This is a genomic window from Flavobacterium sp. RSB2_4_14 (genome assembly GCF_051547085.1).
Classification (GTDB): Bacteria; Bacteroidota; Bacteroidia; order Flavobacteriales; family Flavobacteriaceae; genus Flavobacterium.
The window spans coordinates 1,039,435-1,051,318 of record NZ_JBPTTL010000001.1 but is presented as its reverse complement, the minus strand read 5'-3'; the positions used below and the strand labels follow the sequence as shown (position 1 = coordinate 1,051,318).

10 protein-coding genes are annotated in these 11,884 nt (G+C 34.2%); 2 read left to right on the top strand and 8 right to left on the bottom strand.

Translation table 11 applies throughout. The features are described 5' to 3' along the window. Positions 1-118 precede the first annotated feature (118 nt). Positions 119-454 carry a helix-turn-helix transcriptional regulator gene (locus ACSVH2_RS04790; RefSeq protein WP_438092013.1) on the top strand — a complete coding sequence of 112 codons (336 nt, stop codon included), beginning with the start codon at positions 119-121 and terminating at the stop codon, positions 452-454. Positions 455-538: 84 nt separating this feature from the next. Continuing rightward, complete coding sequence (locus tag ACSVH2_RS04785; protein WP_438092012.1) at positions 539-1,246, top strand: hypothetical protein; 708 nt, start codon at positions 539-541, stop codon at positions 1,244-1,246. Positions 1,247-1,591: 345 nt separating this feature from the next. Here the strand turns inward: ACSVH2_RS04785 and ACSVH2_RS04780 are convergent, their stop codons facing one another. The 8 genes from ACSVH2_RS04780 to topA form a co-directional block, all read right to left on the bottom strand. Then, on the bottom strand, positions 1,592-1,843 hold the full coding sequence (locus ACSVH2_RS04780) for a hypothetical protein (RefSeq protein ID WP_438092011.1): 252 nt from the start codon (positions 1,841-1,843) through the stop codon (positions 1,592-1,594). 201 nt (positions 1,844-2,044) lie between these two features. Next, positions 2,045-3,103, bottom strand: coding sequence for an NAD(P)/FAD-dependent oxidoreductase (locus ACSVH2_RS04775; RefSeq protein ID WP_438092010.1), 1,059 nt, complete (start codon positions 3,101-3,103; stop codon positions 2,045-2,047). A gap of 66 nt (positions 3,104-3,169) precedes the next feature. Continuing rightward, positions 3,170-4,147 carry a gliding motility protein GldN gene (gldN, locus tag ACSVH2_RS04770; protein ID WP_438092009.1) on the bottom strand — a complete coding sequence of 326 codons (978 nt, stop codon included), beginning with the start codon at positions 4,145-4,147 and terminating at the stop codon, positions 3,170-3,172. 43 nt (positions 4,148-4,190) lie between these two features. Further along, a complete protein-coding gene (gene gldM, locus ACSVH2_RS04765) occupies positions 4,191-5,732 on the bottom strand; it encodes a gliding motility protein GldM (RefSeq protein WP_438092008.1) in 1,542 nt (513 codons plus the stop codon). Positions 5,733-5,788: 56 nt separating this feature from the next. Beyond that, entirely contained in the window at positions 5,789-6,421 is a 633-nt protein-coding gene (gldL, locus tag ACSVH2_RS04760; protein WP_438092007.1) for a gliding motility protein GldL, read from the bottom strand. Positions 6,422-6,476: 55 nt separating this feature from the next. Beyond that, the gene (gldK, locus tag ACSVH2_RS04755) at positions 6,477-7,886 is read right to left on the bottom strand and encodes a gliding motility lipoprotein GldK (RefSeq protein ID WP_438092006.1); all 1,410 of its coding nucleotides are present in this window, start codon (positions 7,884-7,886) and stop codon (positions 6,477-6,479) included. A gap of 257 nt (positions 7,887-8,143) precedes the next feature. Further along, a complete protein-coding gene (locus tag ACSVH2_RS04750; RefSeq protein WP_438092005.1) occupies positions 8,144-9,295 on the bottom strand; it encodes a formimidoylglutamase in 1,152 nt (383 codons plus the stop codon). Positions 9,296-9,298: 3 nt separating this feature from the next. Beyond that, the gene (gene topA / locus ACSVH2_RS04745) at positions 9,299-11,815 is read right to left on the bottom strand and encodes a type I DNA topoisomerase (protein ID WP_438092004.1); all 2,517 of its coding nucleotides are present in this window, start codon (positions 11,813-11,815) and stop codon (positions 9,299-9,301) included. Positions 11,816-11,884: the final 69 nt, after the last annotated feature.

Below are 11,884 nucleotides of genomic sequence, written 5' to 3'. Positions count from 1 at the left end.
TCCAGTTTTCTTAGGAACGTTTTAGGATATTTTTAGGATAAAAAAAGTGACTAATTTATTATTTAAGAAATAACTGTATATTAGTATTCCCAAACTACTCATAATTAAAATAGTCATCATGGTACATAAAAACTTAAGAAAAGCCAGAAAAACAAAAGGGTTAACTCAAAAACAAATGGCTGATGGAATTGCAATGGAACAAACAACATATTCCAAAAAAGAAAGAGGAATATCTCCTATAAGAAATGAAGAATGGATACGTTTTGCAAAAATTTTAGAAGTAACAGTAGAAGATATTAGAGATAAAGATTTACCTATTGAAAATATTCAAGATGATAAAAACCATATTTTAATTCCAAAAAACGCCTTTGAAATCATTATAAAATACAACAATAAACTTGAAGAAGAAAACAACACCCTAAAAGAACAACTAAAAACTTTAACAAAACTTTAAATTTTCCATCACATTCTTTGGAAAACCATTTGATAAATATTTCTGGTGAAATAATTCACAATAACCATTAAAAACAAAAAAATTATGAGTTCAAATTCAGAAACAAGTTACGGTGCACGCATCGGCAACGCAGAAAAACTAGTAGCAGCAGTACTAAACTATAACGGCTACATCCCAGTAAAACCTGAGTACAGTGTAACGGCCTATAGTGCACTAATCGCTGAAATCAAAAATCAAAACAATACAATTGCTACCAACAAACAAAGCTATTCTCTAGCAGTAGACAACCGTAAAAAAATCTTTGAAGTTAGCAACACCTCCATTGATAAATTACTTTCCCCAATCAATGCAGCCGTTAAAGTAATTTATGGAAGAACAGCAAAAGAGTCAACAGATGTAGCAAGCATCATTGCAAAAATAAGAGGAGCAAACATCAAAAAAAACAAATCAGCCAATCCCGATGAAGAAACAGTCAGCCAATCATACCAATCCTATAATTCAAAAGCACAATTCTTCTCTGATTTAGTGATAAACCTAACAAACTACGGAAACAATTACACTCCAGCAAACAACGACCTTACAACAGATAATCTAACAAACATTTATAACAGTGCAATTGCCGCCAATGCAGAAGTAATGAACACTTTCACACAATTTGCACAAAACAATAAAACCAGAAACGATAAATATTACGAACTGTCACAAACAGCTATCCGAATTAAAGACAGCATAAAATCGCAATACGGTGTAAAATCAACAGAGTACCTGCTCATAAAAGGATTAAAAATATAAAACTAAATACACCAGTTCAAGTAATCCCAACTCGTTATCAAAAACAAAATGGGATTCTATCGAGAAAAACCAAAAACCAAAAACCTGATAGCAAAAACTATCAGGTTTTTTTATGCAATTAAAATATCCTAGTCATTGTGTAGTGCTCCAAGGAGTTAAGTACAAATATAATTGCGAGTAACCTGCACTGAGCATAGACGAAGTGAAGCAATCTCATATCTTGTCAATGGTTTTGTCACCCTGAGCGTAGTCAAAAGGCGTCTTGTCAATGGTTAAGCCTTGCTTGTTAATAGTTTTGTCACCCTGATCGCAGTCGAAGGGCATCTTGCTTATTGTTGAACCTATCTAGCCAATGGTTATGCCTATCTTGCTTATTGTTGAACCTATCTTGCTTATTGTTGAGCCTTGCTTGTTAATATTTAAGCCTATCTTGCTTATTGTTGAGCCTATCTTGTCAATAGTTATACCTATCTTGCTTATTGTTGAACCTATCTTGTCAATGGTTATGCCTATCTTGCTTATTGTTGAGCCTTGCTTGTTAATAGATAAGCCGTGCTTGTTAATAGTTTTGTCACCCTGAGCGTAGTCGAAGGGCATCTTGTTAATAGTTTTGTCACCATAGTTTATACTGAGCGAAGCCGGAGTACAGTAAAAGAGCATCTTGCTTATTCTTGAAACTACTTCATCAATTATTTAACCAACCTTATTTATGGTTAATTTAATATCACTTATTAATGAACCACTTCTCCCTTTTGCCTTATCCCTAATCCCTTTTTTTCTTATCCCAATCCCTTTAACCTAATCCCTATTCCCTTTTGCTCCCTGATACCTCTTAACATCAATAGTCTTATCAAGTGGCTTTCCCCTTTCAATATAATCATATAAATCCAAAGCCATAGCTGGTGCCAGCATCACACCACGCGTACCAAGACCATTAAGAATATGAAGATTTTTGTATTTAGAATGTGTCCCTAATAAAGGTCTTCTGTCTTTCACCGTAGGACGAACGCCAGCAAAATGTTCCACAATTTCAAAATCACACGTGATAATTTCTTTAATTCTATCTAGTAGTTCTTGCTTTCCTTCAGCTGTTGGTAGGTTTGTTTTATCTTCCCAATTGTAAGTTGCACCCACTTTAAAAAGATAATTGCCCAATGGCAAAATAAAAACACTTGTATTCACAATCACATCAATATCCAATTCGGGAGCGCTGATGATAAATAATTCCCCTTTAGTACCATCAAGCGGTAAATACTTAAAAAATGGATTAGCATGCACCCCAAATCCTTCTGCAAAGACGATGTGTTTTGCTTTTACATCGTGATATTCCAAATAATCATCAAATAGTTGCAATTGATTATAATCAAAAGTGCTTTCAGCCAACAAATTAATTTGACGCAAATAGGAATGATAGTGTTCAAGCAAAATAACCGTATCCACATAACCCGTTTGCAAAACTTCCCCATAACCAAAAGGAGAATCAATAGCATTGTATTTTTTATTAATAAGTGCAGTAGAAAGAAACGCTGATAAATTGGGTTTATCCGAAGCAGTAAACCAATTGTTTTGTTCCTCAACAGAAAAAAACTTTCGGTAAATAGGCATTTTAAAATCGACTTGCGTGGCTAGTTTTTCTTCAATGCTTTTATAAAAACTATCCGCAATATCAAGTTGAACTTTGGCGTTCCACACTTCGCTAAACCGTTTTAAAATAACTGGATTATACAATCCACCTGCAATTTTGGTAGAGTTTTGGGAATGATTATCAAAAACCATAAACGATTTATTGTTTTGCAAAAGTGTTTCTGCAAAAGCAATTCCCGCCAATCCTGAACCAACAATAATATAATCTAGCATAATGGTAAACTAAAAAAAACTCCCACCATAAAGGTGAGAGTTTTATATTGTATTATGAAATATATTTTAGTAATTCCACATATCAGATTCGAAACTACGTATTTTTTCTTTAACACGTTCAGATTCTAAAAGTTGATTTTGAGCATTATCTTTCATGTAATCTGCAATTTGTCTATCGCCATATACATTCTCTTCTTTGTAAATCTCACCATTAAAACGTCGTGAGTTTAACAAATGGTCAAAGGTAATTGGCATGGCAGAGTTCTTATCATTAAAAGCCTTTGCATCATGAAGAATATCTCGAATGGCAGGGAAATAAACCCAAAACAATTCGATAACATCTCCATTTTCTTTACCAATATCTCTTGCTTCTGGAGCAATTGGACAAATGGCTAGCAAACGATACTTCAATTCTCCTTGACGTTTATCAAAATACCAAAAACCTTTTATTTTATATCCAGAAATGTCTTGTGCTCCTAATTCTCTCTTATCAATATACTGAGGATCCAAAACTGCAGCAGAAGCAGAAGGAACTGTTTCTGTTACCCAAGTTTTACCTTGCTTTACTCTACGTGTAGTAGGTTTTGGGTAAAATTCATCATAATGATCATTGATATAATCTTTTCCAGCAGGAATAGTATCAATAAAAGTAAATGACGAACCCATGTCTTTAAAAGTTTTCTTGGTGTTGAAATAATCATCAGTATAAACTTCAGTGATAGCACCACTTTTAATATTTTTTAACAAAACATCAAATAAAGACCTTCTTTCTTTTCCAACAAATGCAGTATCAATTGGATAGTACAAAGGAAAATTAATTCTTTCATCGATATCAATCAACTCCCACACTGTTTTTCCCATCAATACATCTCTATCATGAACATAACCATATGGTAATGGTTTGTCATTATCAGAAATTAATTGCGCTGGAGTTTTCTTTCCAATTTCATCTGGAGTCTTTGCATTAAGCAAATTAGACTGAGCAAATGAACTTGCGCTCAATACTAATGCAGATGCTGCGAATAAAAGATTTTTAATTTTCATAGTTTTCAAATAAGTTATAGTAGGTAATTAATAACTCAAAATATTATTGTATTTCGTATACAACCGGAGCTGCATCTTTTGTAATTACATTAGCACCACCAACAATCTTAGTTTTAATTTCAGAGATAGTAACTTGGTCACCTCTTGTTGCTCTTGCTAAAGCTGCTTTACACTGACTATTTACTCTATCTCCATTAACAATAATTGCAGGTTGACCTGGAACTTTAAATGTGAAACGAGTTACTTGGAAATTTAAATCATACAAGAAATCTTGTAACTCAGCAGTAACTTGAGACACTTCCAAACGTGATTTAGCACCTTTAAGTACACCTACTTGTTTTCCAATAGCACCAGCAGGAGCAGGAATATTTTTAATTCTAAATACTTTTTTATCTACAGCAGATTTACCATCAGCCATTTTACCAGTAACCGAAACGATTACTTCAGTACCTGAACCTGGGTTTAGGTTATATTTTCCACCTTTACCTGTTTTTGTCAATCCAGTTGCTGAAGCAGACACATCAGTATCAGGAATTCCTGCAAAAGATATTGTCATTGGGTTGTCTAAACCTCTATAAACCACATTCATTTTATCTGCAGAAATGTTAGCAGAATTTGGACGAGGAACAACTACATATTTACCTTCAAATTTTAAAGGAACTGGTTTCCCATCTTCCATAAAAGAGAAAGTACCGTTGATTGTTTTTTCTCCAACTCCACCAGCAGTCATAGAGATAACGGCTTGACCATTCTCTATTTTACCTGGACCAGAGAAAGATGTAGGAACAGTATTAGCATCATATTTTCCTAATACCACTTTACCTTTTACAGTTTCTCCTTCAAAGAAAACATTCTTATCTAGAACAACCATAGCTTGGAAGTTTTTCAAAGAAGCTGCTTGTGCAATTGTATTACCAATTAATGCATTATAAATATCTTGCTCAGTAGCTTGAACATCATTTTGCATACTAGTTAACTTTGCGATAGATGCAATTGCAGGAAAACCTTCAAAATGGTAAGCTAAATACTTCTTAGAAACGCCTTCCTTATCTTTAACGTCACTTAAATTAAATTTCTCATTAATTTTATTGACAATTATTTGGTATTTAACATCGTTTCCAAAAACAGCAATCAAATCCTTTTTGTATTTTTCAATATTAGCAATAACTTCTGCGCCCTTTTTGGAATAATTATCTCCTTCAAACCAATTTTCATCGATGTAACCACCTTTGTCCATTGCCTCGTAAGGTAATTTTCCGTCTTTTTCTCTTTCAAATTCTTTAGACACATCATTTTTCAAGTTACCTAAATAAGTGTATAACTCTTTAGATATTGCTTTTACTTGATTTGCTTTTTCAAGTGGCGCTTTAAAACGAGTTGGGTCATCACTTGCTTTGGTTTCTAAAGTAGTTAACAAACTAGTGTTATACTCCTCAGAAAATTTATTTACACCTTCAAATTTTTCGTTCATCAGACCAAAAGCGGTCAATACTTCTTTTGACATGTTTAATGCCAACATTGCGATGAAAACCAAATACATCAGGTTAATCATCTTCTGTCTAGGGGTTAATTTTCCTCCTGCCATTTTTTCTAATTAGTTTAAATTATTATTTTGTTTAAAATATATAGTTAAAAAACTAATTATCCTTTATTACTCATTGCAGAAAGCATTCCTCCATATACATTGTTTAATGTAGATAAATTAGAGGTTAATGATTGCATTTGATCTTTTAATTTTAAATTGTTTTCAGCAACTTCATTGTTAATTTGAGCATTTCTCTCAGCGCTTTGCACTTGAACATGGTATAAACCATTTAATGTCTCTAATTGAGTAGCCGCTTTTGTCATTTCTTCAGCATATTTTTTTGTTGAAGCAACAGAGTCAACTGTTGGAGAAATTGCTTTTGCAGCACCTTCAAAGTTCTTGATGCTATTTCCTAAACTTGCCATTAACTCGCCATCAATTTTAGCTTCTTTCAACATAGCGTCAAGTTTTTGAGATAATAAACCTTGAGCATCTTTTGTTTCTTCTTTTTTTCCTTTTTCTTTTGCTTGGCCACCTGCTAATTCAGGATATACTAATGACCAATCTAGTTCATTGTCTGGTGCATCAAATGCAGATAATGCAAAAATGAATGCTTCAACTCCAAGTCCTATGATTAACATCGCACTAGCACCTGTCCAGTGTTGAATTTTGAATAATGCTCCGATAATTACAACTGCCGCTCCCATACCGTAAGCGAAATTCATTGTTTTTTTGCTTAATAATGCCATAATAATAAAAATTTTAGTTAGTTAAGTTTAAAATATAATTTAGTTTAGTTTGAAATTACTTTCTTGGTGCTTTACCATTTTTTGTTACTTGAGTTCCCATATAATCTTGAACCGTTCTGAAACCTATGTAACTTCTAGCAGTATCAGCATATTCAAAATCTCTAGTTCCAACTTGTAAAAAGTAAGCAACATCTTTCCACGAACCACCACGAACTACTTTTCTCATGTTTTTGTTGTCTGCAACATTCGGGTTCATTGAGGAAACATATTCGTAAGCTGCGGCATCGTATGAAGAATCTGTCCATTCTGAAACGTTACCTGACATGTTGTATAAATTATAGCCATTTGGCTCATATGATTTAGCTTCTACTGTATATAAAGCTTGATCAGCTGCATAATCCCCACGATTTGGTTTAAAGTTTGCTAAGAAACAACCTCTGTCATTTTTTGCATAAGGTCCACCCCAAGGGTAAGTAGCCGATTCTAATCCACCTCTTGCAGCGTATTCCCATTCTGCTTCTGTAGGCAATCTAAAGGCATTGATTAAATCTTGTTTCTTCTTTTTAGATTTGATATAAGTGTTTTTATTTAAAGTTCTCCAAGCACAAAAAGCTTTGGCTTGTTTCCAGTTAACACCTACCACAGGATATTCTCCATAAGCTTGGTGCCAGAAATAATCATTGTGCATCGGCTCGTTATAAGAATAAGCAAAATCTTTAATCCAAACTGTAGTATCTGGATATACTTCTTGTTGTTCTGTTCTAATAAAAGAACTTCTCTTACCCGTTTTAGCTTTTGCTGCTGCTTGAATATCCATCCAAGAATATCTGAATTTTAACTTTCTTACATCTATTGTTCTCAAACCATTGAATGATTCTGCTACAGGCAAGTACATCGTATCCATAACCTCAGAATAGTATTCATCTGGATATTTACTTGTATCTTTAATAAGTTTAACTTTTCTGTTTAATCTTCTTCCAGCATAAGGATCATCATCAGTTCCTACACTGTAATAATTCTCATACATATATTTGTCGTAAGGAGTCATTTTTGCAGGATCAGTGTCATTGAAGGCAAAGTCACCAATACTTCCAGCATTTTTTCCACCTTTACCACCAGAACCTGCAGTTTGTCCTACTTCATCAGCAAGTATTGCCAATCGAACTCTTATTGTTGAATCTTTCACCCATTCTACAAATTGACGGTATTCGCTATTTGTAATTTCGGTTTCATCCATGTAAAAGGCTCTTACAGTAACTGTTTTTGTTGGCGCATCTTGAACATTGGCTAAATCATCATCTGATTTACCCATGATATATGCTCCACCAGGAATTAATGTCATACCAAAAGGCTTTTCTGGATTCCATTTCTTTCCTTTAACTCCTACTAACTCGCCTTTGTCGCTTGATCCTCCACAGCTTGTTAATAAAGCTAAAAGTGATGCAAATGCAATGAACTTCTTCATATATATTGGGGTTATTTAATACTTTATTTTTAAGGGCGTAAACCTATTTATTATTTTTTAAAAAAGCAATTAAATAGTATTAAATTTTATAATCTATAATTGCTAAACAGTATTACACATTTCAAAAGTAACATTTAAAATAGTAATAAAAAAATATTTTATCGACAAAATGCACTTTTTAACGCTAAAATACGATAATAATATATATTTGTAATCTTTTAATTATAATATTTAACTCTCTTACTTGCTTCTAGCAATTAAATGCTGTTTTTTCTTTGTGCTTTCCACCATCTTTCGGGTATCTCTTGATTGCATGCTTCAAGATACTCGTCATGTGAACATGGTAATAACGTATTTTTTTTTAGTTTATTGTGTTGATAAGCAAAATAATTTATCTCTATCCACCATCTATCCGTTTTGTTACTCTTGTAAAATATCAATTCTTCTGCTTCTAGAGGTACTATGTACTTAATATAATTTTCTTTGGTTCCAAAAGGATACTCATTGGAACGATAATTAACCCCTTCAATGAAATACCAAATAATTTGTGCAATGAGCACAGATTCTTCTTTTGTATTGTTATGATTGAAAATCCCTAAAGAACTAACCTTATCACTTATTCCGGCATATCTAGATAAGCTACAAATTTCCTTGCCATCAAATCCATTTGGAGTAAAGTTAATCATATTTCCTGAACTTGAAGACTTTACAGCATTTAAATCAACACTGACAATATCAGCATCGCGAAAAACGGGTTCGGACAATTCAATATTGTTGGATATTTCTCCTAATCTGTAAGCATCAAAATATAATTTTTCTACTAAATCTATTTCTTCTTGTGAATTATAATAGGTTTGATAGCCAACATTACTGTAGTTAAAAAGATTATTAGGCTCGTCAAGAATAATTTTTGATAAATAAGAATTCGCTGTTATTCCTTCCTCATGTTTTCCAATGTCCAATCTACTATCGATGGAAACCAGATTGACCATTTGTTCCAAATTATCGTATGAACGATATAATGCGTATGTTAAATCTTGTGTTCCACCTATAATAATTGGGATAATTCCTTTTCGAATTAATTTAGAAGCAACTTTTTGCAAGGCAAAAAAAGTGTCCTCAAGGGAATTTCCTGGTAATATATCTCCTAAATCAGCTATAGAACTTTGCCAATTCCCAGGAAACAAACCGTATAATTCTTTTCGAATGGCATTAAGATTAACTTCCTCAAAAGCTTTCAAGTCACCACGATTTTCTAAAACGCCAATAATGGCAATCTTAACTTTATTGGTATCTGGGAAGTCTTTATCGGTGTGAAATGATACTTTACTTCCTAGGTGCTGCGAAGACAATCCATTTATATATTGAATAATTTCGTTATCAACTGGTGATAGAAAATCAAATTCCATAGTTTATTTCTTTTTAGCAGGTGCTTTTTTGGTTGGAGTTTTTTTGGCTGCTGGTTTCTTAGCTGCTGGTTTTTTCTCTGGAGTTTTTTTAGCAATCATTTCTTTTACTTCTTCCAAAGTTAATTTGGAAGCATCAATATCTTTGTTGAGTTCGATTTTGATTTTGCCTTTGGTAATTTCAGATCTTCCCCATCGCGCTTTTTGAACTAAAATCCCTTCTTCTTCCCAATTGTGTATGACTTTATCAATGTTTTTTTGTAATTTATCTTCTATCAATTCCGCTACATCCGATTGAGATAGGTTGTCAAAATTGTATTTTTTTGAAACATTGATGAAAATTCCATTCCATTTGATAAAAGGACCAAAACGTCCAGTTCCTTTTTGAACTCCTTCTCCTTTGTATGTAGCAATTGGAGCATCAGCTTTTGTTTTTTCATTAATCAGTTCTTGCGCTCTTTCCATTGTGACGTCTAGTGGATCTTCGCCTTTTGGCAAGGATATGAATTGTTTTCCGAAACGAACATAAGGTCCAAAACGACCATTGCTAACTTCGACTTCTTCTCCTTTATATTCTCCTAAGTTTTTTGGCAACAAAAATAAATTTAAAGCTTCTTCCAAAGTAATGTTGCTGATATTTTGTTCTTGACGCAAACTGGCAAATTGTTTTTCTTCATCATCGGCTTCGCCAATTTGTGCTACTGGACCAAACTTTCCTAAACGAACTAAAACTTGTTTTCCAGTTTTTGGATCTTTTCCTAATATTCGCTCACCGCTTTCTCTCTCTGCGTTGTCTTGCACTTCAATAACATTGGGGTGGAACTTGTTGTAGAAATCCTGCATCATTTTTGCCCAATCGATGTTTCCTTCGGCTATTTCGTCAAAGTCTTGCTCTACTTTTGCCGTAAAATTATAATCTAATATGGCCGAAAAGTTTTTAACCAAAAAGTCGTTTACAATCGTTCCAATATCCGTCGGCACTAGTTTTCCTTTATCGGAACCAGTGTTTTCTTTTAATATTTTTTCGTCTACTTTATTAGCAGCTAAGGTTAACTGCACATATTTTCGTTCTACGCCTTCTAAGTTTCCTTTTTCGACATAGTTTCTATTAATAATAGTAGAAATTGTTGGCGCATAAGTCGATGGACGACCAATTCCTAGTTCTTCTAATTTTTTTACTAATGATGCTTCAGTGTATCTTGAAGCTGCACGCGAATATCTTTCGGTGGCGGTGATGATTTTATTGGACAATTTTTCGTTGACTTTCAAGGCAGGCAACATACCTTCTTGTTCTTCATCATCGTCGTCACTTCCTTCTAAATATACTTTTAGGAAGCCTTCAAACTTGATTACTTCGCCTGTGGCTTGGAAAACTTCACTGTGGTTATTGGCTTCAATCTTAACGTTGGTTCTCTCTAATTCAGCATCGCTCATTTGAGAAGCTAAGGTTCTTTTCCAAATCAAATCGTAAAGACGCGCTTGATCTCTTTCGACATTCACGGTGTGACGAGACATATCTGTTGGACGAATGGCTTCGTGTGCTTCTTGTGCGCCTTTGCTTTTGGTGGCGAATGTTCTTGGTTTAGAATACTCTCTTCCGTATGATTTTGTGATTTCGGCTTGTGCTGCTTCTGATGCTTCTTTGGAAAGGTTAACACTGTCGGTTCTCATATAAGTAATGAGTCCAGCTTCGTATAAACGTTGTGCAATTTGCATTGTGATTCCTACGGGTAAATATAATTTACGTGCTGCTTCCTGTTGCAACGTGGAAGTTGTAAAAGGTGCTGCTGGTGTTTTCTTGGTGGGTTTGGTTTCTAAATCGGCTACTTTATAGGTAGAACCGATGTTTTTGTTTAGAAAATCTTCGGCTTCTTTTTTGGTAGCAAAGTTTTTTGGCAATTTGGCTTTTACTACTTTCCCAGCTTCGTTAGTAAACTCGGCAGTAACGGAATAAGATGCAACCGATTTAAAGTCTTGGATTTCTCTTTCGCGTTCTACTATTAAACGCACGGATACCGATTGTACACGACCGGCAGATAATCCGCCTTTTACTTTTTTCCATAATACTGGAGAAAGTTCGTAACCCACTAATCGGTCCAAAACTCTACGTGCTTGTTGCGCATTGACTAAGTTATAATCGATTTCGCGAGGATTATCGATGGCTTTTAGGATGGCATTTTTGGTGATTTCGTGGAAAACAATTCGTTTGGTTTTCTTTTTGTCTAGTTTTAATTCTTCCGCTAAGTGCCAAGAGATGGCTTCTCCTTCGCGGTCTTCATCGGAAGCTAACCACACCATGTCGGCGTTTTTGGCTAGTCCTTTTAGCTTGGTGACTAAAGCTTTTTTATCGGCGGAGACTTCATATTTAGGTTTGAAACCGTTTAATACATCTACTCCTATTTCTTTGGAAGGCAAGTCGGCAATGTGCCCGTAACTTGACTCTACTTGGTAGTCGTTCCCTAGAAATTTTTCGATTGTTTTTGCCTTTGCAGGTGATTCCACTATTACTAAATTCTTTGCCATATCCCGATTGTTTGTGTGGGCAAAAGTAAACGTTTTTTTTAAAAATCCGTTTTCTTGTTGTTTTTTAGC

Excerpts from the sequence above, each read along its gene's own strand:
- gldL (WP_438092007.1), bottom strand. The coding sequence starts at position 6,421 with ATGGCATTATTAAGCAAAAAAACAATGAATTTCGCTTACGGTATGGGA.
- ACSVH2_RS04780 (WP_438092011.1), bottom strand. The coding sequence starts at position 1,843 with ATGCCCTTCGACTACGCTCAGGGTGACAAAACTATTAACAAGCACGGC.
- ACSVH2_RS04750 (WP_438092005.1), bottom strand. The coding sequence starts at position 9,295 with ATGGAATTTGATTTTCTATCACCAGTTGATAACGAAATTATTCAATAT.
- gldK (WP_438092006.1), bottom strand. The coding sequence starts at position 7,886 with ATGAAGAAGTTCATTGCATTTGCATCACTTTTAGCTTTATTAACAAGC.
- ACSVH2_RS04790 (WP_438092013.1), top strand. The coding sequence starts at position 119 with ATGGTACATAAAAACTTAAGAAAAGCCAGAAAAACAAAAGGGTTAACT.
- gldM (WP_438092008.1), bottom strand. The coding sequence starts at position 5,732 with ATGGCAGGAGGAAAATTAACCCCTAGACAGAAGATGATTAACCTGATG.
- topA (WP_438092004.1), bottom strand. The coding sequence starts at position 11,815 with ATGGCAAAGAATTTAGTAATAGTGGAATCACCTGCAAAGGCAAAAACA.
- gldN (WP_438092009.1), bottom strand. The coding sequence starts at position 4,147 with ATGAAAATTAAAAATCTTTTATTCGCAGCATCTGCATTAGTATTGAGC.
- ACSVH2_RS04775 (WP_438092010.1), bottom strand. The coding sequence starts at position 3,103 with ATGCTAGATTATATTATTGTTGGTTCAGGATTGGCGGGAATTGCTTTT.
- ACSVH2_RS04785 (WP_438092012.1), top strand. The coding sequence starts at position 539 with ATGAGTTCAAATTCAGAAACAAGTTACGGTGCACGCATCGGCAACGCA.